Annotated in this window: 13 protein-coding genes; 6 read left to right on the top strand and 7 right to left on the bottom strand. The window is 67.8% G+C overall.

Going from position 1 to position 16,538, the window contains the following annotated elements:
* Nucleotides 1-274 precede the first annotated feature (274 nt).
* A complete protein-coding gene (locus AC3FOF_RS16360) occupies nt 275-1,657 on the bottom strand; it encodes an MFS transporter (RefSeq protein ID WP_488727215.1) in 1,383 nt (460 codons plus the stop codon).
* Nucleotides 1,658-2,103: 446 nt separating this feature from the next.
* On the opposite strand from AC3FOF_RS16360, the gene AC3FOF_RS16355 reads away from it, so the two are divergent.
* Together AC3FOF_RS16355 and araD are read left to right on the top strand one after the other, a co-directional pair.
* The gene (locus AC3FOF_RS16355) at nt 2,104-3,192 is read left to right on the top strand and encodes a mannonate dehydratase (RefSeq protein WP_488727134.1); all 1,089 of its coding nucleotides are present in this window, start codon (nt 2,104-2,106) and stop codon (nt 3,190-3,192) included.
* An 18-nt stretch (nt 3,193-3,210) separates the two neighbouring features.
* A complete protein-coding gene (araD, locus tag AC3FOF_RS16350; protein ID WP_488727133.1) occupies nt 3,211-4,953 on the top strand; it encodes an L-arabinonate dehydratase in 1,743 nt (580 codons plus the stop codon).
* 229 nt (nt 4,954-5,182) lie between these two features.
* Here the strand turns inward: araD and AC3FOF_RS16345 are convergent, their stop codons facing one another.
* Entirely contained in the window at nt 5,183-6,226 is a 1,044-nt protein-coding gene (locus AC3FOF_RS16345; RefSeq protein ID WP_488727132.1) for a LacI family DNA-binding transcriptional regulator, read from the bottom strand.
* Nucleotides 6,227-6,234: 8 nt separating this feature from the next.
* Complete coding sequence (locus AC3FOF_RS16340; protein WP_488727131.1) at nt 6,235-7,281, bottom strand: LacI family DNA-binding transcriptional regulator; 1,047 nt, start codon at nt 7,279-7,281, stop codon at nt 6,235-6,237.
* A gap of 251 nt (nt 7,282-7,532) precedes the next feature.
* Between AC3FOF_RS16340 and AC3FOF_RS16335 the strand changes: the two genes are divergently transcribed.
* Genes AC3FOF_RS16335 through AC3FOF_RS16320 form a run of 4 tightly spaced genes read left to right on the top strand, consistent with a single transcriptional unit; the run spans nt 7,533 to nt 12,931 of the window.
* Nucleotides 7,533-9,071, top strand: a complete 1,539-nt coding sequence (locus AC3FOF_RS16335) for a UxaA family hydrolase (RefSeq protein WP_488727130.1) — start codon at nt 7,533-7,535, stop codon at nt 9,069-9,071.
* Between the two features lie 23 nt (nt 9,072-9,094).
* Nucleotides 9,095-10,657, top strand: coding sequence for a UxaA family hydrolase (locus tag AC3FOF_RS16330; protein WP_488727129.1), 1,563 nt, complete (start codon nt 9,095-9,097; stop codon nt 10,655-10,657).
* Between the two features lie 54 nt (nt 10,658-10,711).
* A complete protein-coding gene (locus tag AC3FOF_RS16325; RefSeq protein WP_017223812.1) occupies nt 10,712-11,695 on the top strand; it encodes a tripartite tricarboxylate transporter substrate binding protein in 984 nt (327 codons plus the stop codon).
* A 54-nt stretch (nt 11,696-11,749) separates the two neighbouring features.
* A complete protein-coding gene (locus tag AC3FOF_RS16320) occupies nt 11,750-12,931 on the top strand; it encodes an L-talarate/galactarate dehydratase (protein WP_035804872.1) in 1,182 nt (393 codons plus the stop codon).
* Between the two features lie 93 nt (nt 12,932-13,024).
* On the opposite strand, the gene AC3FOF_RS16315 is transcribed toward AC3FOF_RS16320, so the two are convergent.
* From AC3FOF_RS16315 to AC3FOF_RS16300, 4 genes are all read right to left on the bottom strand, one after another.
* Nucleotides 13,025-14,125 (bottom strand): SMP-30/gluconolactonase/LRE family protein, encoded by a 1,101-nt coding sequence (locus AC3FOF_RS16315; RefSeq protein ID WP_488727128.1) that lies wholly within the window; start codon nt 14,123-14,125, stop codon nt 13,025-13,027.
* A gap of 144 nt (nt 14,126-14,269) precedes the next feature.
* Nucleotides 14,270-14,563, bottom strand: a complete 294-nt coding sequence (locus AC3FOF_RS16310) for a Dabb family protein (protein WP_488727127.1) — start codon at nt 14,561-14,563, stop codon at nt 14,270-14,272.
* On the bottom strand, nt 14,557-16,062 hold the full coding sequence (locus tag AC3FOF_RS16305; protein WP_488727126.1) for an aldehyde dehydrogenase (NADP(+)): 1,506 nt from the start codon (nt 16,060-16,062) through the stop codon (nt 14,557-14,559). Before AC3FOF_RS16305 ends, AC3FOF_RS16310 begins: the two co-directional genes overlap by 7 nt.
* Entirely contained in the window at nt 16,059-16,511 is a 453-nt protein-coding gene (locus tag AC3FOF_RS16300) for a nuclear transport factor 2 family protein (protein ID WP_017230542.1), read from the bottom strand. The genes AC3FOF_RS16305 and AC3FOF_RS16300 overlap by 4 nt, the downstream gene beginning before the upstream one ends.
* Between the last annotated feature and the right edge of the window lie 27 nt (nt 16,512-16,538).

Raw genomic sequence — 16,538 nt, 5'->3', positions numbered from 1 at the left:
TGGGCGCATCTGCAAGCGGTCTGCGCCGTGGCGCAGGCCCGACACGCTGATGATGGCATGCGCGCGATCATGGGGGCTTGTGGTGGGAATGGCTGAGGCTCCTTGGGGAGCGCCGGCGCAGGCAGAGCCCATCATGTTTGCTGACATTGCGAGCGCAGCTGCGCCATGCCGGGCTTTCTGAGCGTATTCGCCGGGCGCGGGATCGCGCGGCCTTCGATCCGGTTGCCAGGGCTGTATGAGGCATGCTTAGCGCATGCGCGGCAAGGCCCAGCCCTCAGCCTTTCGCCGGCAGCACCACCCGCTCGATCCGGCCCACGATCAGCCAGTAGCTCAGGATGGCCAGCAGGCCATGCGCGCCGACATACACCAGCGCGCCATTGAAGGAATGCGTATCGGCCACGATGTAGCCGATCACGATCGGCGTGACGATGCCGGCGATATTGCCCACGGCATTGAACACGCCGCCGGTGCTGCCCACGATGGATGCCGGCGCGGTGTCGGCCACCACGGTCCAGCCCAGCGAGCCGAATCCCTTGCCGAAGAAGGCGATGCTCATCAACGCGATCACGATCCAGTCGGTGTCGACGTAGTTGCAGGCAATCATGGTCGCGCTGAGCAGCAGCCCGATGGTGATCGGCAGCTTGCGCGCCAGGGTCAGCGAGCCGGTGCGGCGCAGCAGGGCGTCCGACACGAAGCCGGTGGAGACGCCGCCGACAAAGCCGAAGATCGCTGGTACAGCGGCCACAAAACCCGCCTGCAGGATGGAGAAGCCGCGCCCGTTGACCAGGTAGCTCGGGAACCACGAGACAAAGAACCAGGTGATCGCGCTGATGCAGTACTGCGCGATGAAGATGCCCACCAGCATGCGGCTCTGGAACAGTTGGCCGAGCTGCGCCAGCGTCGGGCCCTTGCTGCCCTTGGCGCTCTTGCCGCCGAGATGCACCAGCGCGCCGCCTTGCTCGATGTAGTCGATCTCGGCCTGCGTCACGCGCGGATGCGCGGCTGGCGCGTGATAGAGCCGATACCACGCCCACGCCAGCAGCAGCCCCAGCGCGCCCATCACCGAGAAGATGTGCTGCCAGCCGAAACGATGGTCGAGCCAGCCCATCAGCGGCGTGAACACCACCAGCGACAGGTACTGCGCGCTATTGAAGATCGCGCCGGCCACGCCGCGTTCGGTGGAGGGAAACCACGCCGCGATCACCCGTCCCGATGACGGTCCCACCGGCGACTCCATCGCGCCCAGCAGGAAGCGCAGCACCAGCAGCGCAATGAAGGCAAAGGCAAACCAGTGCACCGTGCTCATCAGCAAGGTGGTGAGCGACCACAGCACCAGCCCCAGGCCGATGGCCTGTTTGGCGCCGATCTTGTCCACCAGCCAGCCGGCCGGCACCTGGCTCAGCACATAGGCCCAGGCAAAGGAAGAAAACAGCCAGCCCATCTGCACCGCATCGAGCCCGAGTTCCTTGCCCATATGCGGGCCCGCCACCGATAACGTGGCGCGGTCGCCGGTGCTCAGCGCCAGCACGATGGTGATCAGGGCCAGCATCAGGTAACGGTAACGCCCGCTGGCGATGGCGGCTGCCGTGGGCTGTGCGGTGGTGGTGGATGGGGCCGCGGAGGCGGACTCCGCCGCATTCGAGGTGGCGGATGTCATGACGGCTGACATGGCGGTCTCCAGTCTTGTTTGAGGGCACGAAAGGCGCCGGGCCTTGTATGGCGGCGCGTCCCCGAGGCAGCGTGCTGCCGGGGTGTATGGCTGCATGCTAGAGAAGGACCTGGCAACAAGATAGCGGTGCCCGGCGCCGAGGGTGGGCGGCGTCCCAGTCCTTGGGAAATGCGGTGAAGATGTGCAGCTTCGGCCCGCCGGACCGGCCGATTGTTTGCCATCCTCGCAAGCCGGATGCCGATTGCCTGCATTTTCCACATCCTGGGACGCCGAGGCGGTCTGGCGCGCGCCGGGCGCGTTCCGAGCTTGCGGCAGGCAGCCGCTTCCAGAAGAATGGACACGTGTTCATCGCGGGTGGACATGCCCCGGCTCCAGCGTGGAGCGACGTGGCGGCCAAGACGCCCGCGCCCCAATTCGCATCCAGGAGACGCAGCATGTACATCAGCGAACAGCTACTCAACCCCGACGAGCGCCGCCTGCGCTTATCCACCCAGCTCGGGGTCGAGAGCGTGGTGCTGGACAACCGCGGCACCGAACTGGTGTCGGCCAGCGGCGGCGTCAGCGCCTGGAATGCCGGCAAGCTCACTGCCTATCGCAAGTGGGTGGAGGGCTTCGGCCTGAAGCTCGACGTGTTCGCGCTCGACGTGGGCTCCATCCTGCTGGATTCGCTGGTGGATCTCGACAGCGCGCGCAAGCAGCGCGACCTGCTGGCGCGGAACATCCAGGTGGCGGCCGACGCCGGCATCACCTGCCTCAAGTACAACGTGCAGATGGTTGGCATCACCCGCACCGGCCTCAAGCCGGGACGCGGCGGCGCGCAGAACTCCGGCTTCGTCTACGCCGAGTACTCGGCCGACGACGACCGCAAGCATTCCTACTGGGGCGTGGGCTACCCCACCAACCAGGATGAAGGCGACGCCGAGACCGCCATGCTGTGCGGCCAGAAAATGGCGCGCGACGTGCCGCCGGTGACCGAGCGGGCCGGCTGGGACGCCATCGAGTTCCTGGTCGAAGGGCTGGTGCCCGCCGCCGACCGCGCCGGCGTGCGCCTGGCTTGCCATCCGCACGACCCCGCCTACCCGGTGGGTGGCCTCAATGGCATCGAGCACGTGGTCGGCTCGGCCGACGGCATCCGCCGGTTCCTCGCACTCAGCCCGAGCGCCAACCACGGCCTGAATTTCTGCCAGGGCACGGTTGCCGAGATGTTCAGGGAGCCGGGCCGCGCGATGATCCCGGTGATCGAGGAGTTTGCCGCTACCGGCCGCATCTTCATGGTTCACTTCCGCAATATCCGCGGCGGCTATCTGGACTTCCAGGAGGTCTTCCCGGATGAGGGCGACGTCGACATGTTCCAGGCCATCAAGGCTTACCAGCGCGGTGGCTACAAGGGCCCGCTGTGCCCGGACCACGTGCCCGTGTCCGACCTTGACGAGAATCGCGAGCGCTTCATGTCCTTCGCGCTGGGCTATACGCGCGGGCTGTTGCAGGCGGCCGGCGTGTGGTCCACGCCGGTGCGCGGCTAAGCATCGCGGCGCAGCATCATGACGGACACCCAGCAGTCAACTCGCAAGACGCCGGAAGAACTGCGCTCGCACCGCTGGTTCGGCAAGGCGTCCATGCGCACCTTCAACCACCGCTCGCGCATGGCGCAGATCGGCTTTGGTGCCGAGGAATATCGCGGCAAGCCAGTCATCGCCGTCCTCAACACATGGAGCGAGATCAACCCGTGCCATACGCACTTCAAGGAACGCGCGGAAGAGGTCAAGCGCGGCATCTGGCAGGCCGGCGGATTTCCGCTGGAAATGCCCGCCATGTCGCTGGCCGAGCCGTTCCAGAAGCCCAGCGCACTGCTGTACCGCAACCTGCTGGCGATGGAAGCCGAGGAACTGCTGCGCTCCTATCCGGTGGATGGCGTGGTGCTGATGGGCGGCTGCGACAAGACCACGCCCGGCCTGATCATGGGCGCCACCTCGATGAACCTGCCCGCCATCTTCATGCCGGCCGGGCCCATGCTGCGCGGCAATGCCGGCGGCAAGACGCTGGGCTCGGGTTCCGACATGTTCAGGAACTGGGCCGAACTGCGCGCGGGCACCATCACGCATGACGACTGGGAGGAAGTACTGGGCGGCATCGCCCGCTCGCCCGGGCACTGCATGACCATGGGCACGGCGTCCACCATGACCAGCGCCGCCGAAGCCATGGGCCTGACCTTGCCGGGCGCGGCGTCGATTCCCGCGCCGGACTCGCGCCACGCGCAGATGGCCGTGCAGACCGGGCGGCGCATCGTCGGGATGGTGTGGGAGGACCTCACGCCGTCCACGGTGCTGAGCGCCGAAGCCTTCGACAATGCCGTGGTGTGCGTGCTGGCGCTGGGCGGCTCCACCAATGCGCTGGTGCACCTGGTGGCGATGGCGCGGCGCGCCGGCGTGGCGCTGGATTTGCAGCGCTTTGACGCGCTTGCCGCCAACACGCCGTTGATCGCCAACCTGCGTCCGGCCGGCAAGTACCTGATGGAGGACTTCTTCTACGCGGGCGGGTTGCGCGGACTGCTGGAACGCTTGCGGCCGCTGTTGCGCACGGATGCACTTACCGTCAACGGCCGCACGCTAGGCGACAACATCGCCGGCGCCCCGGTGCATGACGACGATGTGATCCTGCCGGTGGAACGCGCGCTGGTCGGCGGCGGCAGCCTCGCCGTGCTGCGCGGCAACCTCGCCCCCGGCGGCGCCGTCATCAAGCCCGCCGCCGCCGAGCCGCACCTGCACCGCCACACCGGCCGCGCGGTGGTGTTCGACAGCTACGAAGCGCTGAACGCCGGCATCGACACGCCCGATCTCGACATCGATGCCAACAGCGTGCTGGTGCTGCGCAATGCCGGGCCGTTGGGCGGACCGGGCATGCCGGAATGGGGGCAACTGCCGATCCCCAAGAAGCTGCTGGAGCAAGGCGTGCGCGACATGGTGCGTATCAGCGACGCGCGCATGAGCGGCACCAGCTTCGGCGCGTGCGTGCTGCACGTGGCGCCGGAATCGTTTGTCGGCGGGCCGCTGGCGCTGGTGCGCACCGGCGACCTGATCGAACTGGACATCCCTGCGCGCAAGCTGGCGTTGCTGGTGGACGACGCCGAGCTGGCGCGCCGCCGCGCGGCGTGGACGCCACCGCTGCCGCGCTACCGGCGGGGCTATGGCGCGATCTTCGCGCAGCAGGTGACGCAGGCGGATGAAGGGTGTGACTTTGCGTTGCTGGGAGGGACGGCGCCGACGCGGGAGCCGGATATCTTCTGAGGGGGACCCGCCTCAATCGTCGGCGTGCGGTCCCCGATATGCAGCATCGCGAAGTCCTGGATATTGGTGTCGGTGCCGATCCCTAGAGGTAGGCCGATTCATGCGCGTTGGCGGCGGGTGGCAAGCTCTCACGTCCGGTCCGACGACTGCCATGCCTGTCTTCTTGGATCATTTCCTTGAATGCGGAGATTGTACGTCGACGTACCGATGCACTCATGCACCCTTGCACCTATGCGCTTTCGCGCGGCACGATGCGAAAGCCGAGGTCCATCACCCGCTGCGCGCGGCGGCTGGGCCGAGCGGCGCCTTGCAGCCGGCGCAGCAATACCTCGCCGGCCTGGCGCCCCAGCTCGCGGGGCTGCACCTGCACCGTGGTCAGCGTGGGATAGCTGGCCGCCGCCATCGCCAGGTCGGAGAAGCCCACCACCGCGACACGTCCCGGCACTTGCCAGCCGTGCTGACGGCATGCCAGCAGCGCGCCCACGCCGAGGATGTCGTTGCTGCAGAAGACGGCCTGGATGTGCGGGGCGCGCTCCAGCAGGCGCGTCAATGCCTGCGTGCCGGCGTCGATGGTGGAGGGCGGCGGCAGCCATTCCACTTCGGCCGGCGCCATGCCAAGCTCGACCAGGTGCGCCTGCAAGCCTTCGAGCCGCTTGCGCGCACGCAACTCGTCCGCGCCGATAAAGCCCATGTGCCGGTGCCCGCGCTCGCGCAGGTATTGCGCCACCGCCGCGCCCACGCCGGCGTTGGAAAAGCCCACTGCCATGTCGATCGGGTCGTCGGTCAGGTCCCAGGTTTCCACCACCGGCAGGCCGAGCCGGCGCAGCTTGTCGCGCACGCTCTTCTCATGGCTCACGCCCGTCAGCACGATGGCATCCACGCGCCGGCCGAGGAAGGCGTCGACCAGGCCTGCCTCCTCGCGCGGGTGATAGCTCGACTGTGCCAGCATCAGCTGGTAGCCCTGCGGCGCCAGCGCGGCGGCCAGGCCGTCCATGGTGTCGGCGAACCATGCGTTGGACAGCGTGGGCACGATGGCCCCGACGATCTTCGATCGGGTGGAAGCCAGGCTGCCGGCGGTCAGGTCCGGCACGTAGCCGAGTTGCCGGATGGTGGCCCGCACCAGTTCGCGCGTGGCCTGCGCGACCGTATCGGGATGGTTGATCACGCGCGACACCGTCACGCTGGCCACGCCGGCGGCGCGAGCCACGTCCGCCATGCGCACGGCGCCGGTACGGGCCTGCATTTGCTGATCAGCGGGTTTGGCGTGCTTCATGGCGGGCCTCAACTGCTGTCGCGTGCGATCACGCTGAAGCCGAGATCGACGATGCGGGCTTCACGTTCGAACGCGCTATCCGGTGCGCCAAGGCGAGCCAGCAGCATCTGCCCGGCACACCTGCCCATCTCATGCGAGCGCACCTTGACGCTGCTCAGCGCCGGCACGCTGGCCGCGGCGATGGCCAGGTCGGAGAAGCCCACCACCGCCATGCGCCCCGGCACCGCCCAGCCCTGTTCGCGGCACGCCTGCAGCGCGCCCACGCCGAGCGTGTCGTTGCTGCAGTACACGGCCTGCAGTTGCGGATTCTGGCGCACCAGTTCGACGAGGCCGCGCACGCCGTCCGCGATGGAGGAGGGCGGCGCCACCGTGCAGACCGTCACCTTGGGCACTCCCTGCGCGGCGATGGTCTCGCGGTAGCCCGCCAGGCGTTTCAGTGCACGGTCTTCCTCGGCGCCGACAAAGCCGAGATGGCGGTACCCGCGCGCCAGCAGGTGCCTGGCCACCGCGGCGCCGGCCTCCCGGTTGGAGAAGCCCGCCACCATGTCAATGGGGTCGTCGGTGAGATCCCACGTTTCCACCACCGGCATGCCGCTGCGGCGCAGCTTGGCGCGCACCGTGCCAGCGTGGCTCACGCCCGTCAGCACCACCGCATCCACCTGCCGGCCGATAAAGGCATCGATCAGGCTTTCTTCCTGGGCCTGCCGGTAGCGTGTCTGGCCGAGCAGCAACTGGTAGCCACTGGCCTCCAGCACTTCGCCCAGGCCGTCCATGGTCTCGGCAAACCATGCATTGGACAACGTGGGCACGATGGCCCCGACGATGCGCGAACGCCGCGAGGCGAGGCTGCCGGCGTTCAGGTTGGGCACATAGCCCAGCCTGGCGATGGCGTCCCGCACGGCCGCCAAGGTGGCGGGCGAGACCTGGTGCGGATGGCTGATGGCGCGCGAGACCGTCACGCGCGATACGCCGGCCATGCGGGCCACGTCGACCATGCGGCCGCCGCCGGGGGCAGGGTCGTGTTGCGGTGCTGGCGCGGCCTTGTCGGTTGCCATTGGCTTGGTATCGGTGAAGGGTGGGGCGGTGCCGTCCGCTACGCGTTTTCCCTGATTTGATCGGTGCGAATCACTTCACGGCGCATTTGGCCGCGGCTTTGTCCCAGATCATGGGAAACCGGCGCCCGGGTGGCGCCGGGCAGGCTTGTATTGTCGGCCACCATCCCGAAAAATGGAAGCGCATCCATCAGGGCGCGCAGCGGCCCGCCATCCTGCGGCAAAACGCTGGCGCCAGGCCTCACCAAGACACCATGAACCCGTTCTCATACAAGCTCACCGTCCGCCTTGCCGAGCCCGACAATGTCGTGCTGGCGCGCACGGAGATCGCAGCCGGCACACTCTTGCCGGAAGCCGGCGCCAACACATTGCAGGGCATCCCCGGGGGGCACAAGCTCGCCGTGCGGGCCATCCGCAAAGGCGAGCCGGTGATCAAGGGCGGCATCGCCATCGGGCGTGCCGCCGAAGACGTGCCGGCCGGTGGCTGGGTGCATGCGCACAACCTGGCGGCGGATGACGCGGCCAGCGATGCCCCAGCCGAGGCCGCCTGCGCAAGCACGTCGCTGCAAGCCGTGCCTGCGGCGCGGCGTGCCGTCTTCCAGGGCTTCGTGCGTGCCGACGGGCGCGTGGCCACGCGCAACTATATCGGCGTGTTCGTGGTGGGGAATTGCGGCGCCACCGCCGCGCGCAAGGTGGCCGACTGGTTCACCGGGTCGCGCCTGGCAGCGTATCCCAATGTCGACGGCGTGGTGCCCTTCGTGCACGAAATCGGCTGCGGCATGGAGATGACGGGAGAGCCGATGGACCTGCTGCGCCGCACCTTGTCGGGCACCATCCGCAATCCCAATATCGCCGGCGCGCTGGTGATCGCGCTGGGTTGCGAGCGCAACAATATCTACGGCTTCCTGGAGCAGGAGAAGCTTGAAGTAGGCCCTACCCTGAAGACGCTGGTGATGCAGGAAATCGGCGGCACCGCCAACACCATCGAGGCGGGCATTGCCATCGTCGAGCAGATGCTGCCGGCGGCCAACGCGCATGTGCGCCAGCCGGTTTCGGCGCAGCACCTGGTGGTGGGCCTGCAAGCGGCCGGGCCGGATGGCTTCTCCGCCATCTCGGCCAATCCGGCGCTGGGCGCGGCCGTGGACCTGCTCGTGGCCCAGGGCGGCACGGCGATCCTGTCGGAAACCGTAGACCTGGCAAGCCTGGGGCAGCGCTTTGCCGCGCGGGCCGCGACGCCGGAGGTGGCTGGCCAGCTCGCGCAGCGCATGGCCTGGTGGCGCCAGTACCACGCGGGGCGCGATACCCAGCTCAACCGCCGCGTGCGCGCCGACGGCGGCGCCACCGGCCTGAGCAACGCGCTGGAGAAGGCCGCCAGCGGCGTGCGCCGCGCCGGCAGCTCCCCTGTGACGGCGGTCTACGAGTACGCGCATCCCGTCACGGCGCGCGGCCTGGTGTTCATGGATGCGCCCAGCTATGAAGCGGTTTCCGCCACCGGGCAGATTGCCGGCGGCGCCAACCTGATCTGCTTGACCACGGGCACGGGCTCGGGCTTTGGCGCGTTGCCCGCGCCCACCATCAAGCTGGCCTCCAACACGCGCACCTTCAAGCGCATGGAGGACGACCTCGACATCGATTGCGGCCCGGTGGTGGACGGCGCGGCAACGGTGGCGGAGATGGGGCAACGCATTTTCGCGCAGATGTTGCGCCATGCCTCCGGCGAGAAGACCTGCAGCGAAGCGCTGGGCGTGGGCGAGAACGAGTTCGTGCCCTGGCCCATCGGCGTGCTCGCCTGAACGACTTCGCAAAGGACAACAAGATGAATCCCAATCCCGATCCCAATCCCGATAGGCAGGACAGCGCGCGCAACCCCTTTATCCGCCTCGACCCCCAGGACAATGTGGTGGTGGCGCGCATGGAAGTGCCAGCCGGCACCGCCGTGCCCGGCGAGAGTCTTGTCACGCTGCAGCTCGTGCCGTCCGGCCACAAGGTGGCCGCGCGCTTTATCGCCAAGGGCGAGCCGGTGCTCAAGTACAACACGGTGATCGGCTTCGCGGCCGATGACCTGCCCCCCGGCACCTGGATGCACAGCCACAATATTGCCTTCGGCGAGCTGGTAAAGGACTACCGCCACGGCCTGGACTACAAGCCCACGGACTACGTGCCGCCGGCGCAGCGTGCGCAGTTCATGGGCATCGTGCGCGCCGATGGCCGCGTGGCCACGCGCAACTACATCGGCGTGTTCCTGGTGGGCCATAGCGGCGCCACGGTGGCGCGCAAGATCGCCAACGCGTTCGACGCCCAGCGCATGGCGGATTTTCCCAGCGTCGATGGCGTGGTGCCTTATGTGCACGAGCAAGGCAGCGGCATGGAGATGAGCGGCGAGCCGATGGACCTGCTGCGCCGCACGCTTGGCGGCTACATCCGCCACCCCAACACCGCGGGCGCGCTGGTGATCGCGCTCGGGCACGAGCACAACGCATTGCCCGCCTTCCTGACCGACCAGGGCCTGCAGCCTGGCCCCATGCTGAAGACGCTGGTGATCGAGGACGCCGGCGGCACGCGCCGCGCCATCGAGGCCGGCATCGCGCTGGTCGAGCAGATGCTGTCCACGGCCAATGCCGTTACGCGTGAGCCCGTTTCGGCGGAGCACATCACCGTCGGGCTGCAATGCGGTGGCTCCGATGGCTTTTCCGGCCTGTCGGCCAATCCCGCGCTGGGTGCGGCGATGGAGATCCTGGTGCGCCACGGCGGCACCGCGATCCTGTCGGAGACCTCGGAGATCTTCGGTGTGGAGCAGACCTTGACCGCCCGCGCGGTCACGCCCGAGGTGGGCCGGAAACTGGTCGAACGCATCAACTGGTGGCTCGAATACAACAAGGGCCGCGACACGCAGATCAACGGGCGCGTCAGCCCCGGCAACAACGCGGGTGGTCTCGCCAACGTGCTGGAAAAAAGCCTGGGCGGCGCCAAGAAAGGCGGCAACGCGCCGCTGATGGAAGTCTACAAATACGCCGAACCGGTGACGCAGCACGGCCTGGTGTTCATGGACACGCCGGGCTACGACCCGGTCTCCGCCACCGGGCAGATTGCCGGCGGCGCCAACCTGATCTGCTTCACCACCGGACGCGGCTCCTGCTTTGGCTCGGTGCCCGCGCCCACCATCAAGCTGGCCAGCAACACGCCGATGTACCAGCGCATGGCCAAGGACATGGATATCAACTGCGGCGTGGTGATCGACGGCGAAGCCACTATCGAGCAGATGGGCCAGCAGATCTTCGCGCAGTTGCTGCGCCACGCCTCCGGCGAGAAGACCTGCAGCGAAGCGCTCGGGGTGGGCCTGAACGAGTTCGTGCCCTGGCCGATCGGGGTGGTCGATTGATCCCCTGCAGTTCTTGCGCTTCCGCATCTCATTATAAAAATCAGGAGACACAGCATGACAAGCATCAGCAAAAGAAGGTTTCTAACCGGTTGTGCACTGGCGCTCGCAGGCATCATGGCCACCGCGCACGCACAAGGTGACACCTGGCCGGCCAAGCCCGTGCGCATGATCGTGCCGTTCCCGGCCGGCGGCACCAGCGACATCATGGGCCGCCTGATCGCCGAGCAGCTCGGCAAGGCGCTCAAGCAGCCGTTCATCGTCGAGAACAGGGGCGGCGCCGGCGGCACCATCGGCGCCGAGCAAGCGGCAAAAGCCCCCGCGGACGGATACACGCTGCTGCTCTCCGGCATCGGCAGCAACGCGATCGCGCACGGCATGTCGCCCAAGCCCAGCTACGATTCGAGCCGCGATTTCATCCAGATCTCGCAGCTGATCGCCGGCCCTAACGTGCTGGTGGTCAACCCCGCCTTTCCGGCAAAGAGCTTCAAGGCGTTCGTCGACTACGTCAAAGCCAACCCCGGCAAGGTCAACTACGGCGTCACCAATGCGTCGTCCGGCCACCTGGCGATGGAGTTGCTCAAGCAGACAGCGGGCCTGAACATGGTCGGCATCCCTTACCGTGGCGGCGGCCCGGCCCTGACCGATGTGCTGGCCAACCAGATCCCCACCATGTTCGTGAACCAGGACGCGGTGCTGCCTTATGTGAAGGCCGGCAAGCTGCGCGCGCTGGCGGTCACCAGCGCGCAGCGCAACGCGCTGTTCCCGGATGTGCCGACGGTGGCGGAATCCGGCTATCCCGGTTTCTCGGCGGTGTCGTGGGTTGGCCTGTCCGCGCCCAAGGGCACGCCGAAGCCCATCCTCGACAAGCTGGAGGCGGAGATGATGAAGGCGTTCCGGCAGCCGGAGATCCGATCCAGACTGGAAGCCAGCGGCTTCGTGGTGGTGGCATCCAGCTCGCAGGACTACGCGCGCTTTGTGCAGTCCGAGACCGAGCGCTGGGGCAAGGTCATCAAGGAGGCCGGTATCAAGCCGGAATGACGGCGCACATGCGCTGCGCCGCAAGACAGGATTCGAGAGAGACAAGGACAAATCATGAGCAACGTTTCACATCAAGCAACCGCCGCGCCAATGCCAGCGGCACAAGCCTCGGGCGACCGTATCGCGTGGGTCAAGGTCTCGCTGGTGACCCTGCCGCTGGCGGCCCCGATCAGCGACGCCAAGGTGCTGACCGGGCGCCAGCGCCCGCTGACCGAGATCGCCTTCATCTTTGCCGAGATCCGCACCCGCGACGGTCACGAGGGTATTGGCTTCGGCTACTCCAAGCGCGCAGGCGGCCCCGGCATGTACGCCCACGCCAAGGAGATCGCGCCGGAGCTGATCGGCGAGGACCCGAACGACATCGCCCGCATCTGGAACAAGCTGCTGTGGGCCGGGGCGTCGATGGGCCGCAGCGGCCTGACCACGCAGGCCATCGCCCCGTTCGATATCGCGCTATGGGATCTCAAGGCCAAGCGCGCCGGCCTGCCTCTGGCCAAGCTGCTGGGCGCGCACCGCGATTCCGTGCGCTGCTACAACACCTCCGGCGGCTACCTGTCGATGCCGCTGGACCAGGTCCTGAAGAACATCGAGGCCTCCCGCGCCAACGGCATCGGCGGCATCAAGATCAAGGTCGGCCAGCCCGATACCGCCACCGACCTCAAGCGCGTCAAGGCGGTGCGCGAACTGCTGGGCGACGACTTCCCCTTCATGGTGGACGCCAACCAGCAATGGGACCGCACCACCGCGCAGCGCTTCGGCCGCGTGCTGGAGCAGTTCAACCTGGTGTGGATCGAAGAGCCGCTCGACGCCTACGACATCGAAGGCCACGCCGCGCTCGCGGCCTCGCTCGATACGCCGATCGCCACCGGCGAAATGCTGACCAGCTTCGGCGAGCACGCGCAGCTCATCACCGCGCATGCCAGCGATTTCGTGCAGCCCGACGCGCCGCGCGTGGGCGGCATCACCCCCTTCCTGCAGATCATGAGCCTGGCGGACTTCAAGGGGCTGAAGCTGGCGCCGCACTTCGCCATGGAGATCCACCTGCACCTGGCTGCTGCCTATCCGCAGGAGCCGTGGCTGGAGCATTTCGAATGGCTGGAGCCGATGTTCAACGAGCGGCTGGAGTTGCGCGACGGCAGGATGATCGTGCCCAGCCGGCCGGGTCTTGGGTTTAGCTTGAGCGAGCAGGCGCTGGCCTGGACGGGGGACAAGGTGGAGTTTGGGGTGCGGCCGTAGGCAGTTGCTAGCGATAGCGCACCAAGCCGCACCAAGCCATACGCAACCGGCGCGCCCAAGAGCGCGCCGGTTGCGTTTGACACCCGCCTCGCGTCAGGCAGCGCCGGCGCCACGCGTATTGACGTACAGCGCGTAGATGGAGTGGCTGCTGGCCATGAACAGCCGATTGTTCTCCAGGCCGCCGAAGCACAGGTTGGCGCAGCGCTCCGGCAGGCGGACATGGCCAATGGGCTTGCCCTTGGGATTGAACACCATCACGCCGTCCAGCGGTGCCGGGTCCACGCCGGGCGCGCCGCCGCTGCCCCACCCAGCCCAGATGTTGCCGTCCTCGTCGCACTTGATGCCGTCCAGCGCACCGGGGCCGTTGGCGTCGATATGTTTGGTGCGGTTCGTCAGGCGTCCATCGGGCCCGACGCTGTAGGCCCACACCAGCCGGTTGGGCTGGGCACGGCCTTCGATCACATAGAGCGTTTTCTCGTCCGGCGAGAAGCACAGGCCGTTCGGCCCGGCCAGGTCGTTGATGACCTGGGTGAGCTTGCCGGTCTCGCCGTCGATGCGATAAACCGCGTGCGGCAGCTCTGGTTTGCCGATGCGCCCTTCGTAGTTGTTGCTGAGCTGGAAGGGCGGATCGGTGAACCAGATGGAGCCATCGGACTTGCAGACAATGTCGTTCGGAGAGTTGAAGGGCTTGCCTACGAAGTTGTCGGCCAGCGTGAGCACTTTGCCGCTATGCTCGGTACGGCTGATGCGCCGCGTGATTGCGCCTTCGCAGGTGATGAGCCGGCCCTCGCGGTCGCGCGTGTTGCCGTTGGGATAGTTGGCTGGCGCGCGGAAGGTAGTGAGCTGGCCGCTGGCCTCATCCCAGCGCATGATGCGGTTGGACGCCACGTCGCTGACAAGCAGGTAGCCGCCGTCGCCGATCCACACCGGGCCCTCGGCCCAGCGCAGGCCGGTGGCGAGCTGTTCCACGCTGGCGTTGAACAGACGGTACTTCGAGAAGGAGGGGTCGAGGATGACGACACTGGGGTCGGGGTAGCGCAGCGAAGGTGTCCACTGCGCTGCGGCATTACCGGCGGCGGCGCTGGCCGCCAGTGCAAGGCTACCCTTCAGGAAGCCGCGGCGCTGCGCAGAAGCGGCTTGCGGAAGCGGAAATTCTTGCTGCTCAGGGTGATGCGAATTGGCTTGTGTCTCCATGCCCGGGCTCCTTTGTCCTGATCTTGCGGGAATCAACACAATAGGAAGCTTTGCGCGCGCTGGCGATGCTCGCGCGGCGGGATCGCCAGCGCACTCCCAGCAAATGGGACGGTCGTGCGCGATGCGCGGGAAAACCCCGCCGCCTCAAACCGTGTAGTCCACCGCGGCCCACTCAAAGTAAGGCTTCAGATCCGCCACCAGCGCCTGGTGCAAAGGATGGAACAGATAGGTATCCAGCGCGGCTTTGCCATCCACCTCGGACTCCAGCACATAGTCCCAGCAGATCGCACGATCCAGCTCATTGGCGGCAAAGCGCCAGCTGCGTATGGCCGGGACCTGCGCGCCGAGGGCCAGCATGCGTGCGGTCAGCGCCGCCTCCAGCACTGCGTCCTTGGTTACCTCTGGCTTGCGCCGGAACAACACGATATGTCTCAGCATGGCACCCCCGCGCGTGCAATCAGCCAGGCCGGCGCGTCTTGCAGCGCCACCGGGCGCAGGAAGCGATCGAGCGCGGCGTAGCCCACTGAGGTGGAAAGCGGTTGCGTCGACGCGGGGAAGGGGCCTCCGTGCTGCTGCGCGGCGGTCACGGCCACGCCGGTGGGCACGCCCGCAAACAGCACACGCCCGGCCACCTGGGTGGCGGCGCGCACGAGTTCCAGCGTGGTGGCGTCCGGTGTCTCGCTGCCGGCATCCACGCCCCACAGCGTCACGGTGAGCGAGCCGCCCACGGCGCGCAGCACTTGCTGCGCCTGCTCCGGCGAGTCGATCCGCACCACCAGCGCGGCGGCGCCGAAGACTTCCTCGTGCAGGCTGTGGTCGGCGATAAAGTCCGCAGCGTCGACTTCGGCGAGGTAGGGGCGAGGCAGGCCGCCGGCGTCCGCTCGCGCCACTTCACTGAGCAGTGGCTTGAGCTTGCCGGACGCGCGCCAGCGCGCCACGCCCTGGTCAAAAGCGGCGCGAATGCCGGCACTGAGCATGGCATGCGGCGCGAGCGCGTCCAGGGCCCCGGCCAGCGCGCCGACAATGGCGTCGCCCGCCGCGTCCTTGCCAACCACGATCACGCCGGGGCTGGTGCAGAACTGGCCGCTGCCAAGGCAGATCGAGCTGGCCAGGTTCTGCGCCAGCTCCGCGCTGTTGCCGCGCAGCGCGGCCGGCAGCACCACCAGCGGATTGACGGAGCCGAGCTCGCCGTAGAACGGAATCGGGTGGGGCCGCTCGGCAGCCACCTTGGCCAGCGCGGTGCCGCCCTTGAACGAGCCGGTGAAAGCCACGGCCGCGATCGCCTCCGCCTGCACCAGGCGCACGCCGGTCTCGATGGCTGCGCCTTCGACGAAGCCGAAGATGCCAGCGGGCAGCCCTTGTTCGGCCACGACGCGCTGCGCCAGCGCGGCGGTCTTGCGCGACAGTTCCGGATGCGCCGGATGCGCTTTGACGACCACCGGGCAGCCGGCCGCGAGTGCCGCGGCGGTGTCGCCGCCGAGCACCGAGAACGCAAACGGGAAATTGCTGGCGGAGAACATCGCCACCGGCCCCACGGGTACGCGCACGCGGGTCAAGCGCGGACGCCCGGCGGGTGGCGCGCCGGCCACGGCGGGATCGTCGAGGCTGGCGTGCGCGTCGCCGCGCTCCAGCACGTCGGCAAAGCCGCGCAGCTGGAAGGCGGTGCGGTCCAGTTCGCCATTCAGGCGCGGCAGGCCGAGCGCGCTCTCGCTGTCGGCCTGCGGCACCAGGGTTTCGCGATCGGCTTCGAGCGCGGCGGCAAGCGCGCGCAGCAGGGCCGCGCGTTGCGCGGCGGAACTGGCGCCCCATTGGCCGGCCACTGCAGCAGCGGAGGCCACGGCGGCATCGATCTGCGTCGGCGTGGAGGCCGGCCAGCTTGCGCCGGTGGGCTGGCCACTGCGCGCGTCGATGGATTGGAGCAGCGAGGTCATGGTCATACGCTCTTCAAGTGATAGCCGCGGCCAGCGTAGTCGAATGCCACCAGTTCGTTGATGGGCGTTGCCTTGTCGGCGGGCGAGGCGTAGTAGGCGCGGATCTCGGCGATCTTGCCGGTTTCCGGATCGAAGTCATACCACTCGGCGCCGCGCAGCGCGGTGCCGCTCTTGTTCTTCCAGTGCGTCCACTCGATCATCGCTTCAGGGCTGTCATGGCTGACGATGAGGCGCTCGATGGTCCATTGCGAGCCGAGCGTTTCCACGCACCAGATCCATTTTTTGGCGATGGTGTCGGCGGTGCACCAGGGCACTTCGGGCAGGCCGGCGGGGAAGTAGTGCACGGCGTCGGGCGTGAAGCAGTCCACCAGCGCGTCGTAGTCGGCCGCGTTGCAGGCGTCGAAGTAGCGGCGGATCAGCGCGGCATGTTGTTCGGGGGTGAATTTGGCTGTCATTTGGGTCTTGTGTCCGGTTGGGGGATG

Source organism: Cupriavidus sp. 96C5-1 (genome assembly GCF_057798855.1).
Note: the sequence above shows the minus strand (reverse complement) of the source record. Positions and strands in the feature narration are given on the sequence as shown.

Bases quoted from the DNA above. Each gene is read 5' to 3' on its own strand.
- AC3FOF_RS16330 (WP_488727129.1), top strand. From the start codon at position 9,095: ATGAATCCCAATCCCGATCCCAATCCCGATAGGCAGGACAGCGCGCGC.
- AC3FOF_RS16345 (WP_488727132.1), bottom strand. From the start codon at position 6,226: ATGAAGCACGCCAAACCCGCTGATCAGCAAATGCAGGCCCGTACCGGC.
- AC3FOF_RS16360 (WP_488727215.1), bottom strand. From the start codon at position 1,657: ATGACATCCGCCACCTCGAATGCGGCGGAGTCCGCCTCCGCGGCCCCA.
- AC3FOF_RS16315 (WP_488727128.1), bottom strand. From the start codon at position 14,125: ATGGAGACACAAGCCAATTCGCATCACCCTGAGCAGCAAGAATTTCCG.
- AC3FOF_RS16305 (WP_488727126.1), bottom strand. From the start codon at position 16,062: ATGACCATGACCTCGCTGCTCCAATCCATCGACGCGCGCAGTGGCCAG.
- AC3FOF_RS16340 (WP_488727131.1), bottom strand. From the start codon at position 7,281: ATGGCAACCGACAAGGCCGCGCCAGCACCGCAACACGACCCTGCCCCC.
- AC3FOF_RS16320 (WP_035804872.1), top strand. From the start codon at position 11,750: ATGAGCAACGTTTCACATCAAGCAACCGCCGCGCCAATGCCAGCGGCA.
- araD (WP_488727133.1), top strand. From the start codon at position 3,211: ATGACGGACACCCAGCAGTCAACTCGCAAGACGCCGGAAGAACTGCGC.
- AC3FOF_RS16310 (WP_488727127.1), bottom strand. From the start codon at position 14,563: ATGCTGAGACATATCGTGTTGTTCCGGCGCAAGCCAGAGGTAACCAAG.
- AC3FOF_RS16325 (WP_017223812.1), top strand. From the start codon at position 10,712: ATGACAAGCATCAGCAAAAGAAGGTTTCTAACCGGTTGTGCACTGGCG.
- AC3FOF_RS16355 (WP_488727134.1), top strand. From the start codon at position 2,104: ATGTACATCAGCGAACAGCTACTCAACCCCGACGAGCGCCGCCTGCGC.
- AC3FOF_RS16335 (WP_488727130.1), top strand. From the start codon at position 7,533: ATGAACCCGTTCTCATACAAGCTCACCGTCCGCCTTGCCGAGCCCGAC.
- AC3FOF_RS16300 (WP_017230542.1), bottom strand. From the start codon at position 16,511: ATGACAGCCAAATTCACCCCCGAACAACATGCCGCGCTGATCCGCCGC.